This window comes from Opitutia bacterium KCR 482, from assembly GCA_029269845.2.
Classification (GTDB): domain Bacteria; phylum Verrucomicrobiota; class Verrucomicrobiia; order Opitutales; family Intestinicryptomonadaceae; genus Merdousia.
Map to the genome: position 1 here is coordinate 1,202,748 of CP149973.1, position 24,385 is coordinate 1,227,132.

Sequence of the window (24,385 nt, forward strand, 5' to 3'; positions counted from 1 at the left end):
CCCGAACAGGCGAAGGAAAACCAGCAGTGCAGAACCGACGTGCTCGAATACCTTGCGGCGCGTCCGCGCGTAACGACGCGGACGTTCAGAATGCCGCGCTCGATTCCGCAAAGGGTATGGACGCTACCACGCTTGAAATCCACACGCGCAGGCTCAAAGCCTTCAAGGGCGAGGGCGGGGGCAATGCCACGGGCGAAGCCGTGCAGGGAGACCTGTTCGGCGTAGACGATTCGGCGATGCGTGAAATGGTTGCGCTTTCGAAAGCGGCGGGCGAGCTTGTGAAGCAGAACAAGCAGAGGATACTGGCGGTAAAGGGTGTAATCAAACGCCCCGAAATTGCGCGCGAGATGGGCGTTGACATCAACAACCCCGACGCTGTGCGCGCCGCAGTTGCCGCGCTTGAATACGAGAACAGCAGGCTGATGAGTCCCACGCCCGAACCCGAAATTATGGACAAGATACGCAAAAAAGCGGGCTTGTTCGATAAAGCGGAGAACAGCGAAAACATCGAACAGGGCGCGGGTGTTGAAACCTAAGAAGATACGGGCGGTTTGTTCGACGACGGCACGGCGGAGATGAGTTTCAGTCGGGCGATAAGGCGGAAAGAATGGAAGCCTACCGACGCGGAAATAAAGGAAGTCGAACGGCAGATAAAAGAGGTAAAAGCCAAGTGGACGAATCCCGACGGGAAGCGGAAGAAAGGCTATCTTTGTGCCCCGAATGGAAAAGAAAGCAGGCTTACGGGTTTGGACAAGTTTATTGTGCCCGAGTATTCGGCGAGCCGATATGTCCAGAAGTTTTACGAGGGCAAGACGGAATGGGCGCAGATTAAGGGTACGGTGAAGAAAGTAAGCGAGCACAAGCTTCCCGCGCGTACTTGGACGCCCGCGCAGATTCGGCGCGCGGAGTGGTACGAGGGCAGGCGCGACGGCGTGGCGATGTCGCGCGAGCGCGAGATAAATTTGGTTATCAAGTCGATTTCCGAAATCAACGCGGCGATAAGCGCGGCGAAAAATTCAACCGAGCTTACGCCCCGCCAAAAGCGCGCGGCGATTCTCGACAACAAGAAGAAAATCGACAGTCTTGCCGAAAGCGCGTACAAGGAGCTGATTTATTCCGAGGAAAAATATAAAAAATGGAAAAATTGATTTTTTATGCTTGCGTTTTAAAGAAAAGTGTTTTTTGTTGTTTGCCGTCAAGCCCGATAGGGTTTGTTTGAATTAGAACGAATCTAAATGTGAATGCGCATACATTGCAAAATGTAAATGCAAACACGCAACCGCAAGGTTGAAGGTCAGTCGCAAGACTGGGAATTAAAAGCGGGTAAGCTCGAAAGGGTTTGCCCGTCTTTTTTTTTGAAAGGTATGCTATGAAAAATATGTTGAAAGATAGGTTGATTGTCGCCGTGTTGATTGCGTCGCTGGCGGCGTTTTTGTCGGTTTGCGTTAGCTCTTGGGTTAGCTACAACAAAGACAGGTATTATATTTCGTGTAGTAAAAGGGGGTATGAATGGGGCTACGATAAAAATACGGGCGATTATTGGGTGAGCGATAGCGAAAATACCGAACTCAACTGGTCTTCAATGGAAAATCCGTTGCGCGATAAGAGGATTCGCGCCTACAAGCGTCTTTCTTGGGAGATGAAAAAGAAGCAAGAGGTCTCGCGGAGCGGCACGGAGAAGAACGCTCAAAAAAATGAAAAAAGTGCGGGGTTGGAATATCCCGCCGAATTTAGAGCTGCGGTTCGCGAGGACATTATCAAAAGAATCAATAACGAAAACGGCTTCGCGGAATTGCTCGATTCGATTCAGAAGGAACTTGGCGACGACGATTTGTTAAGGCAATCCGCCTATGAGGGATATGCAAAAAAGCCTGAGTTCAAGAAGTATTTGGAGAAAAAGTAGGCAAAGAAATAGGCGGCGCGGGGTTGCCGCGTCGCCTATGGAATCAAGCATAAGGAAAAGCAAAATGAACTTGCTTGTCCGAAATGTATTTTTGCTACAACGGTTTTATTGCCGTTAGCAGGTTTGCGTAATATTTTGTGGTTGTATTTACGCTATTGCCGATGAATTTTGATGCAAGAAAAATGTTTCCCGTGCGCTCGAGCATTTCGGAGCAAGCCATTTTTCGCATTTCGTGGAGCTTTTTTGTGCGGTCGGGAAGGTAGGCTTTGAGCCATTCGTTGGCGCGTTTGTAGGTTTGCGCGGCTTCGAAGTCGGTATTTTTGATTGCGGCGAGCCACTTGTCGAGGCGGTCGCGGTCGACGGGGATTTGGCGGTTTTTCGTTCCGCGCTTTGTGGTAAACGCGCCGTCTTCGGCTACGTTGATGTAGGTTGCGCCGCGTCGGCGGACTATCCAAGAGGGGCGGAAATGCTTGATTTCGTTTAGCGTCATTCCCGCGAAGCGCGCCATCTGGTACATTGCGGCAACGTCGGGCGCGGGTATGCCCTGCCCGCGTTTGCCGTCGAGCGCGAGCGCGGAAAGGCGTTTTAATGTTGCGTCGGTCTCTTCGTCTATTGGCGAAAAGCCGAGCTTTTTGGTCGGCGTGAGTTCGGGCGTTTCGGCAAAGTCGATTGCGTTTTGCGGTATGGTGTAGCCCGCGCGGGCGTACGCTTCTAGCGCGCGGCGCGAGAACACGCTTTTTGCCTGTCGCCACGTCGAATTTAAACTTGTGTTTTTGTCGGGGTTGGGAATGTTCCAGTTCAAGCCCGCTTTTTGATAGCAATAACGCCGCCACGTTTCGACGATTTGCGGCGTGAGTTCTGATAGCGTTATTGTTAGCGCGTCGAGCTTTGCCGCGCGGAGAATTAGCATAAGCGATTGCGCGTTTTTGTGCGCGGTTGCGGGCTTCAAGCTTGCGCCGCTGTTGTTTGCGGCGGCGAGCGTTTTGTAGACTGCCAAGATGTCGGCAAGCTTCGGATTTTTGCGGGCGGCGGCGCGTTCCGTGATTGCGTTTGCCGCCGCAGTCGCGGCGTTGCGTTTGCTGCTTGCCTCTATCGTCAGGCGCGTGCGTGCGCCGTCGATTGACGTGCGGGCGCGGTACTTTCCGCCCGTCTTTTTCAGGCGGGCGAAAAGCATTTGTTCGAGTGTTTGCTGGGTTTTCGTTTTCATTAGTATTCGGATTGAAGCAGAATTACGCCGCCGTGGATATAGAAGTTGAACGCGCCTGCGGGGAAGTCGGTATAGTCAAACTCCTGCGAAAAATCGGCTTGCCCGACGTTGTCGCGCGAGTCGATGGGCGTGCCGTCGTCGCGAAAGTCGAACGCTATTAAAAGCCTGCCTTTGTCGTTTTCGCTCTCCATTCTGACCGCCCACAAACTTGCCTTAAATTGCGGGTTGTCTATTGCGGCCGCGTGGATTGTGTCGAGCAGCCAGTACGCGCCCGCAAGTTCCGCCATTGCGCGGATTCCGTCGGTGTAGCGCAAGCCGCGCGCGCCGAATGTCGGGCTTGTGTAGTAGTGTTCCGTTCCGATGTAGCCGCTTAAAGCGGCTTCGAGTTCGGCGGCGGTGGTGGGTTCGGGTTTGGTTGTCTTCATTGTGTTTCCTTTCTGTTGATGTTATTTTTGAAGGTGTTTGATTCGTTCGACGTTTTCGGCGAATTGCTTTTTGATTGTTTCGAATGCGCGTTCGGGCGTGCCGTAGAGGTCTTTCATATGTTCGATGTTAAGCTTCCTTACCTGCGCTTTTGTGCGCCCGCCGTGAATAAAATCTTGGTATCCGTCGGGGAAATTGATTTGCCTTAGATGGTCGGGCGTGCCCGAAGGGGAAATTACTTCCGACGCGGCGGATTTGGCGCGTTGCCAATAATTAAATTGGCTTTCCATCATCATAAAAATGTATGTGCGGAAGAATGTCGGGGACATCATAAACGCGAATTTTCCGAGGTTTAGCGCGTCCAGATTAACGGGGAAAAGCGTTTGCGCGCTTGCGCCGCTTTTGTGGATTTGGCGGAAAGCGATTGCCGCCGAAACGCCCGCGCCGGCCGACTTTATCTGCTTTGCAAGCGCGACGATTGCGGCTGCCCTGTTTGCTATGCAATGCGCGGGAGTCCACCACGCGAAGGAATTGAAAATTGCAAGTTTGCAATGCGGCTTTGTCTGTACGGTCGGTTTGTAGTAGCATTCGGGAACGCCCTGCAAGTATTCGTCGCAAGCGTCCCAAAGAGTTAATACACGCCTTAATTTGTGGTTCTTTGCCCAAAATTCCCACATATCGCGGAAACTTACGTTCCCTCTGATAGACTCAATGTAGGAGATGTCCGAAATGGTATTTTCGTCAATTCCCAAAAGCGCCTCAAAAGAGCGTTTATCCAAATGTCCGTTAAGCCTTAGAAAATCGTCCCTTGCTTCTTCCGTTTCAAAGAACCTTGAATGCCTTACGCCTCGCTCAATCCAAAACAGTTGATAGGGCGATTTTCTGCCTTCGCAATATCTCTTCGTAATCTTCGCCATAGTGGCGTAATTATAACCCAAAACAACCCCATTTGTCAAGATTATTATAGATATATTATATGTTTCTTTGAGATTGGCGGAAAGAAGGCTTGAAGATTTTTTGCAAAAAGCTAGGCTACTTAAGAACGTAAAATTTTAAAGGAATCTGAGATATGCCTACACTGGATTGGATAGGGAAAAAAGCAGTATTAAACCATCATAGAGAAGTTCCGTATAGAATTATGACAGAAGAATCTACGCTTTGTTATGGGCAAAAGGATTCAGGAAATCTCATTGTTGAAGGAGATAATCTTGAAGCTCTTAGAGCTTTACTTCCTTATTATAAAGGTAAAGTAAAATGTATTTACATAGATCCCCCATACAATACTGGCGAAGAGAAATGGGTTTATAATGATAATGTAAATTCGCCAGAAATAAAGAAGTGGCTCGGGAAAGTTGTTGGTAGAGAAATGGAGGATCTTTCTCGCCATGACAAATGGCTTTGTATGATGTATCCTCGTCTTTCATTGTTAAAAGAATTTTTATGTGAAAATGGTGCAATTTTCATTAGTTTGGACGATAATGAACAACCATCATTGCGATTTATCTTAGATGAAATTTTAGGAAGTCATAATTTTGTCGCTACTTTTATTTGGAAAAAAAAGGGTACGTCAACAAATGTTCGAGGCGTTTCTACAAGTACACTAACTGAGTATATAACTTGTTATAAGAAAAAAAATTCAGCAATAAATTTACGAGTTAAATCCAAAAAAACAAGGATGCATCCTTGTTCTGATGAATTAGGAAATTACAGAACTACTGTAATCGAAAAAAAAGGAGAAGGAGAATATGCTCGTGCTACAATGTTGTTTGAAATTTTGGGACAAAAACCACGAGATGGGAAAAGATGGCAGATAGGATTAGAGTTAGCTCGTGAATTAGAAAAGAAAAATAGATTCATATTAGATAATGGTATTGTAAAATTAAAAATATACGACTTTGAAGAAAAAGATACATTTTCCGCACAACCAAATATACTTGAATTCGAGGATGAAGGAACTGAAGATATCTTAGAAAACGAAGAAAAATTTTGGGATAAATATGGTTCAACTGAAAAAGGAACAAAGGATTTAAAAGCAATAAATTCTTCTTTTAACTTTGATAATCCAAAGCCTGTTGAATTAATTAAACATATTATAAATATATCTTCTGATAAAGATTCTATAATTCTAGACTCGTTTGCAGGCAGCGGAACAACCGCTCAAGCTGTGATGGAATTAAATAAAGAAGATGGCGGAAATCGCAAGTTTGTCTGCGTAGAGATGCTCCCAGAAATCGCTGAAAACGTCACTTCTAAGCGAGCACAAAAGGTTATAGACAAACTTAAAATAAAAGATTTAGAAGGCTTCAAATTTGTTAGGCTTGGTGAACAAATGTTTTCTGCGAACGGCGACATCAATCCAAAAATTGGATACGCCGATTTAGCACGACACGTTTTCTTCATGGCGACAGGCACTCCGCTTGATTCAGCAAAGACTGAATTTGATTCTCCTCTTGTGGGAGTTTCAAATGATGTTGCTATTTACTTACTTTATAACGGTATTCTAAAAGATTCTTCTGTGCAAGGAGGGAATAGATTAACTCAAAAGGTTTTGGCAACTCTCCCAAAACATAACGGCGTAAAAATTATATACGGAACTGCTTGCGGACTAAGTGAATCAGTATTGCGGAAAAACAATATAGTATTCCGCCAAATTCCATACACAATTTTCGACAGATAGGTGTAACTATGATTTTGCTAAAAAACTATCAACAAGAAGCTTTAGATACGCTTACGGAATATTTTGATAATGTGGCTCAAACTCACGACGCAAGAAAGTCTTTTATAGACACTTTATATAATCGCTTTAAGGAAAATCGAGATTACAGAGCTATTGAAGGTTTTGACGCAAACATGCCATACGTCTGCCTTAGGTTGCCAACTGGCGGCGGGAAAACTTTATTAGCATGCCATTCTATACGAATTGCCAAGGATAATTTATTAAAACAAGACCACGCTTGTGTCCTCTGGCTTGTTCCAAGCGACCCTATTAGAGTTCAAACATTAAATGCCTTAAAGAATCCAAATCACCCATATCGACAAGCTTTAGATTCCACTCTTGGCGAAATTGAAGTTAGAGAAATTAAAGAATGCTTTGGTATTTCAAAGGCGACCTTAGACGGGGCAACAACAATTATCGTTTCTACTTTACAATCCTTTAGAGTAGAAAATGAAGAGGGACGTAAAGCATATCGTGAAAACGGCAGTCTAATGTCCCACTTTTCGGGGCTTGATTCAAGCGTTTCCGACAAGCTTTTAAAAGACGAAAATGGTTTAGTTGAATATTCTTTCGCTAATGTATTGCGTATGCGTCATCCGATTGTAATTGTTGACGAAGCGCACAATGCAAGAAGCTCTCTGTCGTTTGATATGTTACGTAAATTTAGTCCGTCAGCAATAATTGAATTTACGGCAACCCCCTCTAAGGGAACAAAAAAAAATACGGCAAGCAATGTTTTGCATCATGTTTCTGCTCGAGAGCTTTATACGGAAAATATGATAAAACTTCCAATACGTCTTGAGGTAAAACGTAATTGGAAAGATACGTTAAATCACGCTATTTCTGAATTAAACGTACTAAGTGAACTTGCGAAACTCGAAAAGATAAATACGCAGGAATATATACGCCCGATAATGTTGATAAAGGCGCAAAATAGAGAACAAGCGCACCCTGAAAATATCACGACAGACGTTATTGAGAAATATCTCCTTGAAGAATGCAATATTCCTAAGCAAGAAGTTGCTATGGAAGCATACGAGAGAAGTGAGTCAAAAGGTAAAGATTTACTTTCACCAGATTGCAAGATTCGCTATATAATAACAGTGGATTCATTGAAAGAGGGTTGGGACTGCCCGTTTGCATATGTTTTATGTTCTTTGGCAAATCAAAGTTCTGAAACGGCAGTAGAACAAATTTTGGGTAGAATTCTTCGCCTACCTCACGTTACGAAAAAGCAATCAATTCCATTAAATTGCGCTTATGCATTTTCCGTTTCAGATAATTTTCAACAAGCAGCAACAGCTTTAAGAGATTCGTTAATTGAAAACGGCTTTGAAAAAATGGAAGCAGAGGACTTTGTTCCAGAACAAGAACAAACTACGCTACCATTGAAATGTTCTATTCCTAAGAAAACTTGTTCTTTGAAGTCTAATATTACTACAAAGGATTTATCACAAGAAGCGCAAGAGACTATTGAATTTAATCCTGAAACGAAAGAATTGACCGTTACTGCGGTAGTTCCTCCAGAAGTAGAAGAGGAAATTTTAGGGCTTGTTTCCAATGAGGAAGATAAGGAAGCAATTAAGACTGCCATAGCGCAACAACGTGCACAAACGGAAGAAATTTTTTCAACTCCTGCGGATAGAAGTGAGCCATTTAAAGTTCCCACTCTCGGTGTACTTATTCAAGGGGAATTTGAGTTACTTGATACAGATACAAGGCTCTTTGATGCTGATTGGAACATTCTTGATTACAAGGACAATCCAGAAAATTTTGCATTCGACCCCAATCGTAAAGATTCCGATGTCGTACTTGGTACAATAGATAAATACGGTAAGGTAAAACTTGATTTTACGAGTGATATTCAACAAGATTTAAATATTATTACACCTACTGAAAATTGGTCGGAATCGCAATTAGTATCGTGGCTCGATAGAAACATTCTTCACCCAGATACTGATAGGTCTGCTGCAATAGCATTTATTGTTTATATTTTAAACGGTACAATTAAGTTACATAATGCGAAATTGTCTGACTTTATTCGTGAACGTTGGGGATATGTGAAGTTTGTGAGAGGACTTTTTCAAAAACATAAAAATACCTCTGAATCGTCATATTTCGAGAGGCAACTTGAATTATTGATAAATTCAACTGAAACGCCTTTGAGCCTTTCTGAAAATAATAGTTACGTTTTCAATTTCGCCCCAGATAAATATCCCGTGAATAAGCAAATAGAAAATACTTTTAAAAAACACTATTATAGGCAAGTAGCAGATTTAAACGCAGAAGAATTGGAATGCGCTCACTATATCGACAATTTGCCAGAAGTAAAATATTGGGTAAGAAATATTGAGCAAAAAGTAGATACATCTTTCTGGTTACCGACGGCAAATTATCGTTTTTATCCAGACTTTGTCTGTATGCTAAATGACGGCAGAATATTTGCTATCGAGTATAAGGGCGGACATCTTATTTCAAATGATGATTCCGAAGCAAAAAAGGTAATAGGAAATCTTTGGGCTGAACGCTCTAAAGGGAAATGCCTATTCTTAATGGCAGAAAAAGATACTTATCAGGTCGAAATTAAAAAAATGTTGAAATGAGTATAAACAAAAGAGAACGAGAAAAATTCAATAGGTATTATGAAGAAAACACCCTTTGGCTCTCAAAAGCAATTTTTACAATTTCTTGGGGAGCGATTGGATTTCTCGGAGTAAATGTTATGAAATATGAATCTAATAAAACATTATTTTCATTAACGTTTCTTCTTTTTGTTTTCTCTGCTATTTCTGAATTGTTCTCTACTTATCTTTCAAGACAAGGAAGTATAGAAGCCTTATCAGAAGAGAGTGATAATTCTAATATATCTTATGAACGTTCTGGAAAAATCGAAACATTTAGAAATATAACACTTGCATTAGGAATAATATCATTTGTCTTTTTAACTTTTTTTCAACTATTTATGTCAAATAATTCATGCGAAATTACAATGCCTCCAACTCAAAAAGAGAATCCAACAGCTGGATTGAGCCATCCTTCAACAGAACGTCCTTCTGTATCAAAAGATAAAACTCCTGAAAGAAAGGGATAATATGTCAGAAAAAAGAGGTCTTCTTCCTCCTAAATCCGAGCGTCCTAAACCGTCTCCAAAAGAAAAATAAAAACGCTCTACGTCAAAGATTGTGGTGAAGAAAAAATTTAAACTTAAAATCTCCTCACAATATCGTCGCCAAGTTGTGGTGCCAAGTGGCGGTTGCAGTTTAGTTGCACGTCTGGTGTGCTCTGGCTTTTGTTGAACCCTAATAATCAATTACTTGCAAATAGGGGTGTTGTCCCATAAATAAGCCCAGATTCAGAACTTGCTGAAAATGGGCTTGTTGCGTGAAATTTTAAACGGAGAGAGAGGGATTCGAACCCCCGGACCCTTGCGAGTCAACGGTTTTCAAGACCGCCGCGATCGACCACTCTGCCACCTCTCCTTGAAATTTTCTCTGCGGCTCATTTTACCGCCCCGCGCTTGAACTCAAAACACATCTATCTTTGCGGGTTATTTATGGGCCCGGTGGGGATTGAACCCACGACCAAGCGATTATGAGTCGCCTGCTCTGACCGCTGAGCTACAGGCCCTTATATAAAGTCTTAATTTATCGCATTTCATGCGTCCGCTTGCAAGCTATTTTTTCATAAAAAATCGAACGGCGCAAAAAAAAAATGCGCGGGGCTTTTCCCGCGCGTTTTTCGGTTGCGATTAAAAATTAATCGAGTTTCGAAAGTTCCATTTCCGCCATTCTGCCGAAGTAGCCCGCTCCCTTATTGTCGAGCGCGGTTTTGAATGCCGTTTTCGCTTCCGCGGTTTTCCCCGCCTTTGCGTAGTACAGCCCCAGCAGATAGTTTGCCTGTGCCGAGTACACTGCGTCGAGCGACTTATCCGCCGCGACTTTTGCGAAAGCTTCGATTCCCTTTGACGCGTCCTGCGCCCCCGCGCTTGCAGCCGCCCCGACGAGCGCGCGGCCTTCGAGCACCGTCTTTTTCAGGTCTTTGCCCGCGTTTTCGTATGCCGTTTGGGCTTCGGCGAATTTGCCGTCGGCAAAGAGTTTATCGGCGTTTTGGAGCAGCGCCACGCCCGCGAGTTTCTTGCCCGAATTCTGTTCGGCGAATTTTGCGAGTTCGTCCGCCGACTGCGCCGACGCGTATGCGTTTGCGAGTTCCGCCTTTGCGTTTGCCGCGTAAATCTTATAGCCCTGCACGCCGATGATGATTGCGAATGCCGCCGCTATCGACGTGATGATGAAATTCTTGTTGCGTTTCCAATAGAGCCACACCCTGTCTTCGAATTCGACGCCTTCGAGGTCTTCGTCGAGCACGACCGTTTTGCGTTCGTCCGCCGAGGAAACCGCGCCGTCGGCGAGAATTTCGACGTCTGCAACGGTGGGTTTGTTTTTCGAAGCGTGCGGGCCTTTTCTGAAATTGTTTTCGCTCATATGTCGGAAAAAATTGATTACTTAAACTACGAGTACACCACAATTTTGGCTTGTAATCAAGCAGAAAAACCGCATAAATTTCCAAAAACACCGCAATCGATTGTGTACGTTTTAGCGCGGAACGGCGAATATGTTTCGGCGTTCCGCGCATACGGGCGAATCGCGGCGGTCGAAAAATATTTAAACTCATATACAATGAAAAAACTGCTAATATCATCACTACTGTTCGTATCCGCAACGCTGTTTGCGGCAAACTCCTATTTTGTAGGCTCGTGCGACAAGGGCGCGCTCAGCTACAAACCGGGCGAAACAATGAAGTTCTCGCTCAATATCCAGAACGACAAGGGCGAAATCGTCGAGGGGCAGAAGGTCAAGTGGACGCGACGCGGCGACGACGGCAAGACCTTTTCGGGCGAAGCGGTTTCGGGCAAAGATCCCATCGTAATCGAAACGTCGATTTCGACCCCTGGGTTTGTCAGAATCACCGCGACTCCCGTTGACGAAAACGGCAAAAAGGTTAAGAACATCGACGTCTTCGACGGCGGCGCGTGCGCGGCTTTCGGAAGAATCGTCCAGAAGACTCCCGAACCCGCCGACTTCGACGCGTTCTGGCAGAGGCAGCTCGACGCCCTCAAAAAAGTCCCGATGAAGTGCGACAGAAAGGAAGTTGCGGGCAAAAAAGGCTTCAAGACCTACGTTCTTACAATCGACTGCGTTGGCAAGCCCGCCAAGGCGTACTTGACGATTCCCGAAAACGCCAAGGCGAAGTCGCTTCCGCTTTGGGTGAACGTCCACGGCTACGGCGTGAGCAGAATCAATCCCCCGTACAAGGACGGCTACATTATGCTTTCGGTGGCGCGCCACAGCTACGAGCTTGGGCAAAGCGGCGAATACTACAAGCAGCAGAAGGTAAAGCTTGCGCGTTTCGGGCTTAACGCCGAAAAGAACCCCGAAAACAACTACTTCAAATTCATGATTCTCCGCGACCTCCGAGCAATCGAATACGCCAAGACCCTCCCCGAATGGGACGGCAAAGACATCACGGTTTCCGGCGGAAGCATGGGCGGCTTCCAGTCGATTTTCGTTGCGGCTCTCGACAAGGACATCACGCTTTGCAAGCCCACGATTCCGTGGATGTGCAACCTCAACGCCGAAAACGAAGGCCGCCAGAAGTCGCTTTTCAAGCCCGCGTACACGCCCGCGGTGCTCTATTTCGACAGCACGAACGCAATCAAGCGCGTGAAGTGCCCCGTGGAAATCCTCGCGTACCTCGGCGACTATGTTTGCCCGCCTGCGGGAATCGCCGTTCTCTACAACAACGCGAACCCGAATACGAAAATCGTCTTCAAGCAGAACGGCACGCACGGCTACCGCTCGCCGTGGAAGAAGAATCCGACTTCCGTAAGGGAAAAGTAGGGCGAAAATCCCTCCTATGCGCGGACTCCCGCGCAAATCGGCTTCCGAAAAAATCCCGCAAAATTTTGCGGGATTTTTTTTGCGTCTAAAACACGGGGTGGAGGGGCTTGTCGGCGAAATAAATCAGAAGCACCAAGCCCGCAATCATCACGGCTGTCGGAATCATTTTGGGTCGGGTTCCGACGCCAGAAGCGGAATTCAGCAGAATCGTCCAAAGGGGCGTTGTGAGGGCTACCGCCGAGACGTACGCGGGGTTGGGCGAATAGAGGGCCGAGACGTTCCCGCAGAAAATCGTCGCCGCGCTTGCAATCGCCATCATCGCGCCCGCAAAAAGCGTCCTCTTGGAAACTCCGCGCGTCGCCTCCATCATGCCGCCGCGCAGAAAAGCGTAAATCGAAAGGTTGGCGACGCCGCTGAAAAATATGGAGCACACGCAATAGTAGGTCATTGCGGACATAAATTCGGCGTCGGTCATGATTTCCTTTCGGATAATCATCATCGCAGCCAAGACGACGACCGCGGGCAGCATGTACGAAAATTCCCCGCGGGCGAAAATGCGTTTCGCCGAAAGGAAGAATCCGCCGCAGACAAGCGCGAGCGAAAGCCATATGCCCGCAAAAGTCGCGGGAGACTCCGCAAGGGCGACGAACCTGCGCGGGAAGACAATCCACCAAAGCACAAGCCCGAAGCCTATCGAGAGCACGTTTATAAGCGATGTCGAATTCGCCCCGTACCGCGCCGACGCCTCGTAGAGACGCGCGTTGTAGAACGTCGAGACAAGCCCCTCGGCGGCAATCAGAAGCCAGAAGACGCCGTTTTTGGGAACGGGCGCAAAAAACAGCGCGGGCAAAAACAGCAGCGCAACGCCTATCCCGCGCATGCCCGACATCAGCCGTCCGTCCACCTTATACCGCTGGTTTATGAGCATTGTTATTGCGTTCAAGAACGCGAAAGCAAGACCTGCGGCAAACCAAATCATTTTCGGCGTATCGGACAATATCCGAAAAAATAAAATCGGCGGAAGACTCCGCGGCCGCCGCCGAAAAAACAATGCGCCCGCCCCCCGACGCCTACAAATTAAGCCCGAATTGAAGACCGAGCACAACGGCGTCGCCGTATTTTCCGCCGCCCGTGTTCAACACGTACTGCACGTTGGGCTGGACAAACGAAAACTTGTTTATCTGGAATTTGTAGTTCAGCTCGAAAACCGCCTCGTAAGAGCCGCGAATGTCGCCCGTGTACTTGTCGGAAAACTTGCCGTATGCGACGCCGAAACAGAGGACGTCGTCCGCGCGCGACTCGAACGGCGCGTTGAAGAGCACGCCGCCGTTGACGAAAATCGGCATGTCGGCAAGGTTTTCGTAGGGGTCGTACTGGAACGCGCCCCAGAGAATCAGCCCGCGGAGGTCGCGCCATTTGTCCTCATCGCGCACGATGTAGTAGGGTTCGTCCGCCTTGACGGGCCCCATGTTGTACACCATGTAGTCCGCCTGCACGTATACCGAACAGTTGAAGTACGAAATTTTCGAGGGGTTGTCTATGTGCGGAGCGTTGTACCACGACGCTATCACGCCAGCCGAAATGTTCGCGGGCGACTTTCCGCTGCCGTCGTGGTTGAAGTCGCGCCCTATTTCGAAATTCGCGTTGACTCCGCCGCCGTTGAACGACCAGTCAAGCCCGTGCATGTCGTCCTGCCTTGCGGTGTTGATTTTGTAGACGCCCGACTTTGCGTACGCGCCGTTTTTGTGTTCAACCTGCACATACGCCGCCCACGTCGAACCGGGGTAGGCGGAAAGTTTTGTCTGCTTGAACGCGCCCACGGGGTTGCCGTCGAAAGCGTTGTTTTGGTAGAGCCAGTAGATGGGCTTCGACATGAAGTTGTCGCCCGCGGCGAAGCGGCCGAGCTTGAATGTCAGGTGCCAGTCGGAGAGGAAATCCCTGTTGTAGGCGGCGAAGAGCGACTGCAAGTTCAGCGTCTGCGAGCCGTAGTTTTGCTGTACGTTGAACGCATTGCCGATTCTGTTTTTTGTAATGCTGTCGCCGAAACGCCACGCCCATGCGTTGCCGATTGTCCAGCCGCCGAGAGACTCTACGCCCGTGAGCTTGCGCAGGTCTATGCCCAAGCCGAGATTCACCGAGCTTGTGTTGCTCGCCCCGCGCGACATTCCCCCCGACACGTTCGAGGCGAAGTTGCCCAAATACGCGGCGGTCGGAACAATCCCGTTGTTTTCGGCGTAGCGTCGCGCGCCGTACATGTTGGCCAGCGCGTGGGGCGCGTAGAACCACTCCTGAAAGGTAAGCTCGTGGAAGTGCCCGCCGCCGAGCGGTTCGTCGTAGTATTCCGCGCCCGCCTGAACGGGGGCGTCGGTGCGCCCGTCGAAATTTTTGACTCCGAAATATTGTTTCGGTTCGGCAAAAGAGCCGCATGCCGCCGCGACTGCCGCGAACGCCGCCAAGATTTTCCGTTTTTCCATGAAGTGTCCGTTCTGTTTGGGTTATCGAAAAAATTATCGGAAAATGACGCCGCGCCGTAAATCACGCCTTGCGGATTGTGGCGATGGTGATTGCGGGTGTGCACATGAAGCGCACGGGTATGCGGCTTGTGCCCAAGCCGCGCGTTGTGTACGACGTTTTTCCGTCCTTTCGGTAAAGCCCCTCGACCGCGTCGCGCTCGAACTTTACGTTCTTTGCTGGGCGTATTCCGCGCGGCAGGCGCACCTGCCCGCCGTGCGTGTGCCCCGACAGCATAAAGCTCGCCGCGGGCGGAATTTCCCTGAAAACGTCGGGCGTGTGCGACATGAACACGACGGGCGCGTCTTTGGGAATTCCCGCAAAGGTCGGGCGGTAGAAATAGTTTTGGGTTATTGCGTCGGCGATTCCCGCAAGGTGGAAGTTCCCCTTGGGCGTCTTGATTTCGAGATTCGAGTTTTCGATAACGGGAATGCCCGCGTCGGACAGCATTTTCCTGATTTTCTCCCTGCCGTAGTAGGAGTCGTGGTTGCCGAGGACGGAATAGACGCCGAGGGGGGCTTTCAGCCCGCTCAAATATTTCGAATATGTCGACATCGGCATTTTCGAGTAAAACGGGTGTCCGTTCACGAAGTCGCCCAAAAGCAAAATAATATCGGGCTTTGCGGCGTTCGTCCGCGCCACGATGCGCCTGAGCCGCCAGTTTTCGGCGGGGCCCGCGCCCGCGTGAATGTCGGAGAGCACGGCGATTTTCAGACCGTCGAGGTTTTTGTCCCACTTTGGGACTGCGATTTCGACGTTGTCGTAGTCGAGCATTATGTAGGGTTCGACGACTATCCCCCACACCCACAGCGACAGGAGACACAAAACCGTTGCCATTTTCAACGCGAACTTCATTTTACGCGCACCATTATCTTTGCACTTTTTCATTTAGACAAGCAGAATATTCTTTTGTGTCCGAAGGCGGATTTTTGCGGAAATCGGCGATTCGCGAATTTTTTTCTTGCGCATTTGCGCCAAAATGTATGTGTTGTTTTACTTCAAATCAGGAGAGGTGGCGGAGTGGCCGATCGCGCTGGTTTGCTAAACCGGTGTAGGGATTTAAACCCCTACCGTGAGTTCGAATCTCATCCTCTCCGTGATTTGAATTATTTTTGGGCGGACGTTTCGGCGTCCGTCTTTTTTTTGTCCCCGAAAGGCGGCGGGCGGCGGATTTCGGGAGGGCTACAAAAGAAGCTCGAAATCCTCGACGTCGAGCATGCGCCCGAATTTTTCGCCCACACTGCGGAAGTGCGAGACTTTCACAAAGCCCAGCTTTTCGTGAAGCCTTACGCTCGGCGCGTTCCCTGCGGTTATGCACGCAACGAGCGCGCGGACTCCCCTGCGGCGGCACTCCTCCGCAAGGGCGCGGACAAGAGCCTCGCCAATTCCCCGCCCGACGGAGTCGGGGGCGACATACACGGTGGTTTCGAGGGTGCGGGCGTAGGCGGCTTTTTGCTTCCACGCGTGGGCGTGGCAGTAGCCCGCGACTTTCCCGCAGTCGTCGAAGACATAAAACGGGCAATGCGCCGAAATTTCGCGAATGCGTCCGGCGAAGTCGGGCGCGGACACAGGCTCGGTGTCGAACGTGGCGTCGCTTGCGGCAACGTAGCCGTTGTAGATTGCCGCAATCTGCGCGGCGTCGGAAATTTCGGCGGGTCTAATCATCGAAAGGGTATTTAGGACATCGGCGCGCGGCTTATCAACTTAAAATTTGCGCGGCGGAGCGCAAAATATAATTGCGTTTTCGGGGCGATTGGACGATATTTTTGCGGAATGTTAGAGATGCCGCAACATAAACCGATTACGGTGCTGCTGGTGGACGACCAACCGATTATCGGCGAAGCCGTCCGCAGAATGCTTGCCGACCAACCCGATATCGACTTCCGCTTCTGCGGGAATCCGACGGAGGCGTTGAAAACCGCCGAAAGCGTATCGCCGACAGTCATTTTGCAAGACCTCGTAATGCCCGACGTGGACGGGCTGACCCTCGTAAAATTTTTCCGCGCAAACCCGAAAACGCGCGAAGTCCCTATCGTCGTGCTCTCGTCGAAAGAAGAGCCGGACACAAAATACCGCGCGTTCGAAAGCGGCGCGAACGACTACATGGTGAAATTCCCCGACAAGCTTGAAGTTGTTGCGCGAATCCGCTACCACTCCCGCGCGTACACCGCGCTCCTCGAAAGGAACGAGGCAATGCGCAAATTGCAGGAAAGCCAAAACGCCCTCAAAAAGGAGCTTGACGAAGCCGAACACTACGTCAAAAGCCTCCTGCCCGAAAAAATATCCGACGCCGAAATTTCGACCGACTGGTACTTCAAAAGCTCGACGTCGCTCGGCGGCGACTGCTTCGGATACGGAAAGCTTGACGGCGGCCGCTTCGCGGTCTACCTGCTCGACGTCTGCGGGCACGGCGTGGGAGCCGCGCTGCTGTCGGTCTCGGCGGTGAACGTGCTGCGCTCGCAGAGCCTTGCGGGCGTAGATTTTTCAAAGCCCGACCAAGTGCTCGCGGGGCTTAACGCAGCCTTCGACATGGACGGGCAGAACGGCATGTACTTCACCCTCTGGTACGGCGTCTACGACAGACAAACCCGCAAACTCTCCTACGCTTCGGGCGGACACCCGCCCGCGATTCTCGTCGAAAACGGGCATTGGCAAAAGCTCATCACGGGCGGGCTTGTAATCGGCGGAATGCCCGACGCCAAATTCCCCTGCGCGTGCGTAGACGTTCCGCGCGGGGCAAAGCTCTTCGTTTTCAGCGACGGCGTCTACGAAGTGGAATGCGCCGGCAAACACAGAATGATGACGGTCGACGAATTCGCCGACGAGCTTGCAAAACCCGCCCCGCAGGGGAAGTCCAAAGTCGAGGCGATGGCGGAATTTTCCCAAAACGCGCAAAAATGCGAACAGTTCGAGGACGACTTCTCTCTCTGCGAATTCGATTTCAAATAAGACATGAAAAAGACCTACGCCGCAAAATTCGACAGCCTCGACGAACTCTTCGCCGATGTCGATGCGTTCTGCGCCGAAAACCGCGTCGACGCGGCGTCGGCGTACGCGCTCAACCTCTGCCTCGACGAAATTTTCACAAACATTGTAAGCTACGGCTACAAAAACGACGGCTCGCAAAAAATAGAGGTCGAGCTTGCCGCAGGGGGCGGCTTTGCGGAGGCAGCCGTGCGCGACACCGCGCCCGCGTTCAACCCGATTTCCGACGCGCCCGCGCCCGACACAAGCTCCGACGCGGAATCGCGCGACGTCGGCGGGCTCGGAATTTTCTTCCTCAAAAAAAGCATGGACGCCGTTTCGTACTCGCGCAAAAACGGCGTAAACGAGCTTGTAATGAAAAGGAGGCTCGCCGCGCAATGAACCTGCTCGACGTAAAAAACCTCGAAATTTCGTTTTGCTCGCGCGGAATCCGCACGCCGGCGGTGAAGGGCGTAGACTTTTCGGTAGGCGAAAACGAGTCTGTGGCGATTGTCGGCGAGAGCGGGTCGGGCAAAACCGTCAGCGCAATGAGCCTTGCGCGTCTGCTTCCGCCGCCGCCCGCATGCGAAACGAGCGGCGAAATACTCTTCGCAGGCAAAAACATCGCAAATATGGGCGACGCCGAACTGAGGAAAATCCGCGGCCGCCGCATCGCGTACATTTTTCAGGAGCCGTCCACTTCGCTCAACCCCGTGTTCACCGTGGGCTTCCAAATTGCGGAGGCAATAAAGCTCCACTTCCCCGAAGAGAAAAACGTGAGGGAAAAAGTTGTGGAGTCCCTCGCGGAGGTCGGCATACGCGAACCCGAAAAACGCTACGACGCCTACCCCTACGAGCTTTCGGGCGGCATGCAGCAGCGCGTGATGATTGCGATGGCATTGGCGTGCAAACCGCAGCTGCTCGTCGCCGACGAGCCGACTACCGCCCTTGACGTCACAATCCAGAAACAGATTATAGACCTGCTCAAAAGCGTGCGGCAAAAGCGGAAAAATTCGCTGCTGCTTATCACGCACAACTTCGGGATAATCCCGCAGCTGTGCGAGCGCGTGATTGTGATGTTCCGCGGCGAAATCGTCGAGCGCGGCACTTGCGAGCAGGTTTTGCACAATCCCCAGCACCCCTACACGCGCGCGCTGATTAACTGCGTGCCAAGGCTCGGCAACCGCTCAAAGAAACTCGAACCGATTGACTATGACAAACTCTGAACCGCTGCTTAAAGTCGAAAACCTGACAGTCTCGTACACGCTCGGCGCGGGGCTTTTTGCGTCGTCGAAAGAGAAGTTCAACGCGGTCGACGGCGTGTCTTTCGAAATATCGAAGGGCGAAATCGTGGGGCTTGTCGGCGAAAGCGGCTCGGGCAAAACCACGACGGGGCGGGCAATCATACGCCTCGCGCCCGTTTCTGGCGGGAAAATTATCTATGGCGGAGAGGATATTTCCAAGCTTTCCGACCGCGCGTTCATGCCGTACAGAAAGAAAATACAGATGATTTTTCAGGACCCGTTCAACTCGCTCAACCCGAGAATGGACGTGTTCGAAATCGTGTCCGAACCCCTCGACATACACTTTCCGAAAATGTCGGCGGCGCGGAAACGCGCGCGCGTGGCGGAGCTGCTCGGCACCGTGGGGCTTGCGAAAGCCCACATGGACAGGTATCCGCACGAATTTTCGGGCGGGCAGCGACAGCGCATAGGCATAGCCCGCGCCCTCGCAGTCGAACCCGAATTCATCATCTGCGACGAACCCGTAAGCGCGCTCGACGTCTCCGTTCAGGCGCAAATCGTAAACCTGCTCGAACGCCTTGCGAAAGACCTGAACCTTACACTGCTTTTCGTGGCGCACGACATCGCCGTTGTGGAATATCTCTGCGACAGAATGATGGTGATGACGCGCGGAAAAATCGTGGAGCAGGGAAAGTCCGAAGAAGTCTGCGCCCGCCCGCAACACCCCTACACACAGCGGCTGATTGCCGCAGTTCCGAAGTTCTGAGATGCGAAAAGGGTCGGGAAAATTTTTCGCTCGCGGAATACGCGCGGCACTTGCGGCGGCGTTCGCCGCGTGTATTGCCGTGTCCGCAACGGGCTGCGGAAAGCGCGAAACGCCCGCCGAAACCGCCGCGCGAAACGGAATTTTGCTTGTGGGCAACGCAGCAGATCCAGCGTCGCTCGACCCGTCTCTCGCCACGGGAAGCTCCGAAATACGCATTTTGCGCGGGCTTTTCGAGGGGCTTGTCCGCGCCGACACTAAGACGCTCGAAGTTCGCCCCGCCGCGGCGAAATCATGGACGGTCTCCGACGACGGGCTGACGTACCGCTTCAAAATAGACAAAAACGCGAAGTGGTCGGACGGCTCGCCCGTTTCCGCGCGGGACTTCGAATACGCGTGGAAGCGCGCGCTAAACCCCGCCCTCGGCGCGGAATACGCCTCAATGCTCCACGCAATAAAAAATGCGCGCCCGTACAATGCGGGGGAAATCGGCGACGCGTCGAAAGTGGGCGTCCGCGCCATTTCCGACTCCGAATTGGAGGTGGAGCTCGAACGCCCCGTGCCCTATTTCGAATCAATGCTCTACCACAGCGCGTTCTTCCCGCTCCCGCGCAAAACGCTCGAAAAATTCGGCGCAACCGACAGGCGCGACACCCGCTGGACGCGCCCCGAAAACATGGTCTGCAACGGGCCGTTCACGCTCGTAAAATGGAGCATTAACGACAAAATCTCGCTGAGGGCAAACCCGCACTACCGCACAAGGGAATTGCTCAAACTGAAAGGCGCGGACTTTTTCCCGATTTCCAACATCAACACGGAAGACAGGGCGTTCTCGGCTGGACAGCTGCATATTACAGACTCCGTCGCGCCGTCGCGCCTGCCCGCCGCCCTCGCCGCCGCGCCGCAAACCGTCAGGCGCGACAAATGGCTCGGCGTCTACTACTACCTTTTCAACACGCGCCGCCCGCCGCTCGACGACCCCCTCGTGCGCAGGGCGCTCTCGCTTTCGATAGACCGCCGCGCAATCATAGACTCCTTCCTGAAAGCGGGGCAGGACGCCGCCGGGAACTTCGTTCCGTCGGGCTGCGGGGGATATGTTCCGCCGCGCGGCGAATCCGAAAACATAGCCCTTGCAAAAAAACTGCTCGCCGAGGCGGGATACCCCGACGGCAAAAACTTTCCGCGCATAAGAATTTCGTACAACACGTCGGAACAGCACAAGCCGATTGCGGAGGCGGTTCAACAAATGTGGCGCAAAAACCTCGGAATAAACGCGGAGCTTTTCAACCTGTCGTGGCCTGCATACCTTGCGGCACGGCGCGAGGGAGACTTCGACGTCGCAAGGTCGAGCTGGGTGGGCGACTTCGACGCGCCCGAAAATTTCCTCGACCTCTTCCACTCCGCAAGCGGGCTGAACCACAGCGGCTATAAAAGCGCGGAATACGACGCGCTGCTCGCCCGCGCGCGCTCAGCAAAAACGCGCTCCGAACGCATGCGCCTGCTAGCCGAAGCCGAGGCGAAAATGCTCGCCGACGCCCCCGTAATGCCGATTTATTTCTACTCGCGCGTCTTTCGCATTTCGCCGCTCGTGCGCGGCTGGGACGCAAACGCGCTCGACTACCACAATTTTCTCGGCGTAAGCCTCGAAGCCAAAGGAGGCGCAAAATGATACGCTATTTCGCAAAACGCCTGCTCGAAGCAGTCCCCGTATTTTTTGCAATTATAACCGCGGTGTTCTTCATGGTGCGCTTCGTGCCGGGAGGGCCTTTCGACAGCGAACGCCCCGTTCCGCCCGAAACGCTCGCGGCTCTCGACGAATACTACGGGCTGAACAAGCCGCTCGTCCGACAGTACGCGTCGTTCCTCGGAAATCTGGCGCGGGGAGAGCTCGGGCCGTCGTTCAAATACGGCGGGTGGAGCGTGGGGGAAATCCTTGCGGAAAAGGCGGCGGTCTCGCTCGAACTCGGCGCATGCGCGCTGGCGGTTGCGCTCGCTGCGGGGCTTGCGCTCGGCTTTGCGGCGGCGGCGTTTTCGGGAACGAAATTCGGCGGATTCCTTTCGGGAATGTCGCTGTTGGGAATATGCCTGCCGTCGTTCGTGCTCGGCCCGCTGCTGATTATGATTTTCGCGATGAAGCTCGAATGGTTCAACGCTATGGGCTGGAACGCGCCGTCGGACATCGTTCTTCCGTCAATCACGCTCGCGTTTTTCTACGCCGCGTGGATTGCGCGGCTCGCCCGCAACGGCGCGCTCGACGAACGCCCGCGCGGTTATGTGCGCACGGCTTTCGCAAAGGGGGCGTCGCGCGGGCGCGTGTATTTTGTGCACATTCTGCGCAACGCGGTGCAGCCCGTGGTGTCGTACCTCGGGCCTGCCGCCGCGGCGTTGCTTACGGGGTCGTTCGTGGTCGAGACAATCTTCCAGATTCCGGGACTGGGGCGCTTCTTCATTTCGAGCGCGCTCGACAACGACTACACAATGATTATGGGCTGCGTTATGCTCTATTCGGCGTTCATAATCGGCTTCAACCTGCTGTCCGACCTCCTGCTTGCGGCGGTCAACCCACGGATAGCGCGGGAGATGAAAAAATGAGGCACGGCGCGTTTTCGGACATTATCGGGAACATCGCCCGCGACAAAACCGCGCTCGCCTGCGCGGCGTTCATCGCGGTTTCCGTCGCGCTCTGCTTTTGCGCCCCGCTAATCGCCCCCTACCCCTACGAAGAGCAGAACTTGGCGTTGGGCTGCGCCGCGCCGTCCGCCGCGCACTGGTTCGGCACGGACGAGCTTGGGCGCGACATTCTAAGCAGAATACTCTACGGCGGGCGCGTATCCTTTGCGGTGGGAATTCTTGCGACGGCGGTCGCCATGTGCGTCGGCGTGTGCTACGGCATGGTTTCGGGCATGGCGGGCGGAAAGACCGACGCCGCAATGATGCGCTTTGTGGACGCGGTATACTCGCTGCCATTTACGATTTTCGTGATTCTTCTAACGCTCGCGTTCGGCCGCTCGATTTGGCTGATTTTCGTCGCAATCGGGGCGGTCGAGTGGCTGACGATGGCGCGAATAGTGAGGGGCATCACGCTCGACCTGAAATCGAGGCAGTTTGTGGAGGCGTCCGTCGCGCTCGGACAGTCGAAAATAAAAATCATGGCGCGACACATTCTGCCGAACGCCTTGGGCTCTATACTCGTCTGCGCGGCGCTCACAGTTCCCAGCGTAATGCTCTTGGAGGCGTTCCTGAGCTTTCTGGGGCTTGGCGTGCAGGCTCCCCTGCCGTCGTGGGGAAGCCTCGTGAAAGACGGCGCGGAGCACATGGAGGACGCCCCGTGGCTGCTCGTCTTCCCCGCGTTCTTTTTCGGGGCAACGCTCTACGCGCTCAACCGCATAGGCGAATCGCTTTCGGGAAGGAGCGCAAAATGACGCGCGTCGCCATAATCGGCGGCGGCGCGGCGGGCATGTTCTGCGCGGCTAACCTTTCGCCCGAATTCGAAACAACCGTCTTCGAAGCGGGAGAATCCGCCCTGCGCAAGGTCTGCGCGAGCGGCGGCGGACGCTGCAATTTCACGAACGAAAACGCCGATGCGGGCAATCCCGCCGACTTCTACCCGCGCGGCGGCGGAAGCCTGAAAAAGCCGTTAAAAAGATTCGGCGCGGCGGACGCGCGGAAGTTTTTCGGATCGCTCGGGGTCGAGTCGAAAGTCGAGGACGGCGGGCGCGTGTTCCCCGTCTGCGACAACGCCCGCGCAATAGCCGGCGCGCTCTACCGCAGGGCGGCGCGCAACGGCGCGAAAATCGAATTTTCCGCCCGCGTTTCATCAATCGAAAAAAACGCCGACGGACGCCTTGTGCTGAAATACACAGGCGCGGACAAGGAGCCGTTCGACGCGGTAGTGGTGGCGGTCGGCGGAACGTTCGGCGGCGGCTTGAAAGAGTCGGTCGAAAAGTTCGGCATAAAAACCGTGCCGCCCGTGGCGTCGCTGTTTTCGCTCGAAACGGACACCGCAAAGGACCCCGCTTGGCGCGGATTGTCCGGAATATCCCTCGACGCCGAGCTTTCGTTCGCCCCCGAAAGCGGGCGCAAGATAGCCTCGCGCGGGTCGCTTCTGATTGCAGGATTCGGAATCGGCGGGCCGGCAACGCTCAAATTTTCCTCGTTCGGAGCGCGGGCTTTCGCCGAGAGAAATTACAGGTTCGAGTTCCGCGCAAACTTCGCGCCCGATTTCAACGAAGCCGCAGTCCGCAAAACGATAGCCGCCGCCCGCGAAAAATTCGCAAAAAGAAAAGTCGCAAACGCGCCGCTCTTCGGAATACCGCAAAAGCTTTGGGAATACTTGGCTGAAAAATCGGGCGCGGGCGAAACCGTCTTCGCCACCCTGCCTAAAAACGCCGAACGAACGCTTGCCGAAAACGTGTCGGCATTGAAAATTTCGGCAACGGGGAAGTCGGCGCACAAGGAGGAGTTCGTAATGTGCGGCGGCGTTGACAGAACGGAAATCGACTTCTCGTCGATGATGTCGAAGAAAGTCGGCGGACTTTTCTTTTGCGGAGAATGCCTCGACATCGACGCAATCACGGGCGGATTCAACTTGCAGGCGGCGTGGACTGAGGCGAAAATCTGCGCCGATTTCATCAACGAAAAATTCGACCAATGCGCAAGTAAATGAAAATCAGTTAAATATTTTTTCAACAAAAAGCTTGATTTCGGACGCAAAATTTACGACTATAACATCATAAAGAATTTCCTCCCCCCATCAT

The 24,385-nt window shown here is 51.8% G+C and carries 23 protein-coding genes and 3 tRNA genes; 16 read left to right on the forward strand and 10 right to left on the reverse strand.

Features of this window, described 5'->3' with window-relative positions; translation table 11 throughout:
• Positions 1 to 116: 116 nt before the first annotated feature.
• The 3 genes from P3B99_004965 to P3B99_004975 all read left to right on the forward strand — a co-directional run bounded on the left by P3B99_004965 (position 117) and on the right by P3B99_004975 (position 1,903).
• Positions 117 to 536: a hypothetical protein gene (locus P3B99_004965; protein WYJ06564.1), complete on the forward strand. Its 420-nt coding sequence runs from the start codon at positions 117 to 119 to the stop codon at positions 534 to 536.
• Positions 537 to 551: 15 nt separating this feature from the next.
• Positions 552 to 1,148 (forward strand): hypothetical protein, encoded by a 597-nt coding sequence (locus P3B99_004970; GenBank protein WYJ06565.1) that lies wholly within the window; start codon positions 552 to 554, stop codon positions 1,146 to 1,148.
• 221 nt (positions 1,149 to 1,369) lie between these two features.
• The gene (locus P3B99_004975; protein ID WYJ06566.1) at positions 1,370 to 1,903 is read left to right on the forward strand and encodes a hypothetical protein; all 534 of its coding nucleotides are present in this window, start codon (positions 1,370 to 1,372) and stop codon (positions 1,901 to 1,903) included.
• Between the two features lie 94 nt (positions 1,904 to 1,997).
• On the opposite strand, the gene P3B99_004980 is transcribed toward P3B99_004975, so the two are convergent.
• Genes P3B99_004980 through P3B99_004990 form a run of 3 tightly spaced genes read right to left on the reverse strand, consistent with a single transcriptional unit; the run spans position 1,998 to position 4,312 of the window.
• Positions 1,998 to 3,110 (reverse strand): hypothetical protein, encoded by a 1,113-nt coding sequence (locus P3B99_004980; protein ID WYJ06567.1) that lies wholly within the window; start codon positions 3,108 to 3,110, stop codon positions 1,998 to 2,000.
• Entirely contained in the window at positions 3,110 to 3,535 is a 426-nt protein-coding gene (locus P3B99_004985; GenBank protein WYJ06568.1) for a DUF6876 family protein, read from the reverse strand. The genes P3B99_004980 and P3B99_004985 overlap by 1 nt, the downstream gene beginning before the upstream one ends.
• A gap of 21 nt (positions 3,536 to 3,556) precedes the next feature.
• On the reverse strand, positions 3,557 to 4,312 hold the full coding sequence (locus P3B99_004990) for a hypothetical protein (GenBank protein ID WYJ06569.1): 756 nt from the start codon (positions 4,310 to 4,312) through the stop codon (positions 3,557 to 3,559).
• A gap of 290 nt (positions 4,313 to 4,602) precedes the next feature.
• On the opposite strand from P3B99_004990, the gene P3B99_004995 reads away from it, so the two are divergent.
• Genes P3B99_004995 through P3B99_005005 form a run of 3 tightly spaced genes read left to right on the forward strand, consistent with a single transcriptional unit; the run spans position 4,603 to position 9,340 of the window.
• The gene (locus tag P3B99_004995) at positions 4,603 to 6,210 is read left to right on the forward strand and encodes a site-specific DNA-methyltransferase (GenBank protein WYJ06570.1); all 1,608 of its coding nucleotides are present in this window, start codon (positions 4,603 to 4,605) and stop codon (positions 6,208 to 6,210) included.
• An 8-nt stretch (positions 6,211 to 6,218) separates the two neighbouring features.
• On the forward strand, positions 6,219 to 8,852 hold the full coding sequence (locus P3B99_005000; GenBank protein ID WYJ06571.1) for a DEAD/DEAH box helicase family protein: 2,634 nt from the start codon (positions 6,219 to 6,221) through the stop codon (positions 8,850 to 8,852).
• Complete coding sequence (locus P3B99_005005; protein ID WYJ06572.1) at positions 8,849 to 9,340, forward strand: hypothetical protein; 492 nt, start codon at positions 8,849 to 8,851, stop codon at positions 9,338 to 9,340. Before P3B99_005000 ends, P3B99_005005 begins: the two co-directional genes overlap by 4 nt.
• A gap of 303 nt (positions 9,341 to 9,643) precedes the next feature.
• Here P3B99_005005 and P3B99_005010 read toward each other — a convergent pair.
• The 3 genes from P3B99_005010 to P3B99_005020 form a co-directional block, all read right to left on the reverse strand.
• Positions 9,644 to 9,728: transfer RNA gene (locus P3B99_005010), tRNA-Ser, on the reverse strand.
• A 75-nt stretch (positions 9,729 to 9,803) separates the two neighbouring features.
• A tRNA-Ile gene (locus P3B99_005015) sits at positions 9,804 to 9,876 on the reverse strand.
• Between the two features lie 128 nt (positions 9,877 to 10,004).
• Positions 10,005 to 10,730, reverse strand: a complete 726-nt coding sequence (locus P3B99_005020) for a tetratricopeptide repeat protein (protein WYJ06573.1) — start codon at positions 10,728 to 10,730, stop codon at positions 10,005 to 10,007.
• 195 nt (positions 10,731 to 10,925) lie between these two features.
• Between P3B99_005020 and P3B99_005025 the strand changes: the two genes are divergently transcribed.
• A complete protein-coding gene (locus P3B99_005025; protein ID WYJ06574.1) occupies positions 10,926 to 12,146 on the forward strand; it encodes an acetylxylan esterase in 1,221 nt (406 codons plus the stop codon).
• 85 nt (positions 12,147 to 12,231) lie between these two features.
• Here P3B99_005025 and P3B99_005030 read toward each other — a convergent pair whose 3' ends face one another.
• The 3 genes from P3B99_005030 to P3B99_005040 all read right to left on the reverse strand — a co-directional run bounded on the left by P3B99_005030 (position 12,232) and on the right by P3B99_005040 (position 15,545).
• Entirely contained in the window at positions 12,232 to 13,125 is an 894-nt protein-coding gene (locus P3B99_005030; protein ID WYJ06575.1) for a hypothetical protein, read from the reverse strand.
• A gap of 91 nt (positions 13,126 to 13,216) precedes the next feature.
• Entirely contained in the window at positions 13,217 to 14,620 is a 1,404-nt protein-coding gene (locus P3B99_005035) for a carbohydrate porin (GenBank protein WYJ06576.1), read from the reverse strand.
• A 61-nt stretch (positions 14,621 to 14,681) separates the two neighbouring features.
• Entirely contained in the window at positions 14,682 to 15,545 is an 864-nt protein-coding gene (locus P3B99_005040; protein WYJ06577.1) for a metallophosphoesterase, read from the reverse strand.
• Positions 15,546 to 15,663: 118 nt separating this feature from the next.
• On the opposite strand from P3B99_005040, the gene P3B99_005045 reads away from it, so the two are divergent.
• Positions 15,664 to 15,754: transfer RNA gene (locus tag P3B99_005045), tRNA-Ser, on the forward strand.
• Positions 15,755 to 15,839: 85 nt separating this feature from the next.
• On the opposite strand, the gene P3B99_005050 is transcribed toward P3B99_005045, so the two are convergent.
• The gene (locus P3B99_005050; protein WYJ06578.1) at positions 15,840 to 16,322 is read right to left on the reverse strand and encodes an N-acetyltransferase family protein; all 483 of its coding nucleotides are present in this window, start codon (positions 16,320 to 16,322) and stop codon (positions 15,840 to 15,842) included.
• Between the two features lie 117 nt (positions 16,323 to 16,439).
• Between P3B99_005050 and P3B99_005055 the strand changes: the two genes are divergently transcribed.
• Genes P3B99_005055 through P3B99_005090 form a run of 8 tightly spaced genes read left to right on the forward strand, consistent with a single transcriptional unit; the run spans position 16,440 to position 24,294 of the window.
• A complete protein-coding gene (locus P3B99_005055) occupies positions 16,440 to 17,606 on the forward strand; it encodes a fused response regulator/phosphatase (GenBank protein ID WYJ06579.1) in 1,167 nt (388 codons plus the stop codon).
• A gap of 3 nt (positions 17,607 to 17,609) precedes the next feature.
• Positions 17,610 to 18,023 (forward strand): ATP-binding protein, encoded by a 414-nt coding sequence (locus P3B99_005060; protein ID WYJ06580.1) that lies wholly within the window; start codon positions 17,610 to 17,612, stop codon positions 18,021 to 18,023.
• Positions 18,020 to 18,847 carry an ABC transporter ATP-binding protein gene (locus P3B99_005065; GenBank protein WYJ06581.1) on the forward strand — a complete coding sequence of 276 codons (828 nt, stop codon included), beginning with the start codon at positions 18,020 to 18,022 and terminating at the stop codon, positions 18,845 to 18,847. The genes P3B99_005060 and P3B99_005065 overlap by 4 nt, the downstream gene beginning before the upstream one ends.
• Positions 18,834 to 19,631: an ATP-binding cassette domain-containing protein gene (locus tag P3B99_005070; GenBank protein ID WYJ06582.1), complete on the forward strand. Its 798-nt coding sequence runs from the start codon at positions 18,834 to 18,836 to the stop codon at positions 19,629 to 19,631. Before P3B99_005065 ends, P3B99_005070 begins: the two co-directional genes overlap by 14 nt.
• A 1-nt stretch (position 19,632) precedes the next feature.
• On the forward strand, positions 19,633 to 21,297 hold the full coding sequence (locus P3B99_005075) for a peptide ABC transporter substrate-binding protein (protein WYJ06583.1): 1,665 nt from the start codon (positions 19,633 to 19,635) through the stop codon (positions 21,295 to 21,297).
• A complete protein-coding gene (locus P3B99_005080) occupies positions 21,294 to 22,220 on the forward strand; it encodes an ABC transporter permease (GenBank protein ID WYJ06584.1) in 927 nt (308 codons plus the stop codon). The genes P3B99_005075 and P3B99_005080 overlap by 4 nt, the downstream gene beginning before the upstream one ends.
• Positions 22,217 to 23,050 (forward strand): ABC transporter permease, encoded by an 834-nt coding sequence (locus P3B99_005085; GenBank protein WYJ06585.1) that lies wholly within the window; start codon positions 22,217 to 22,219, stop codon positions 23,048 to 23,050. The genes P3B99_005080 and P3B99_005085 overlap by 4 nt, the downstream gene beginning before the upstream one ends.
• Positions 23,047 to 24,294, forward strand: coding sequence for an aminoacetone oxidase family FAD-binding enzyme (locus P3B99_005090; protein ID WYJ06586.1), 1,248 nt, complete (start codon positions 23,047 to 23,049; stop codon positions 24,292 to 24,294). The genes P3B99_005085 and P3B99_005090 overlap by 4 nt, the downstream gene beginning before the upstream one ends.
• The last annotated feature ends 91 nt before the right edge of the window (positions 24,295 to 24,385 follow it).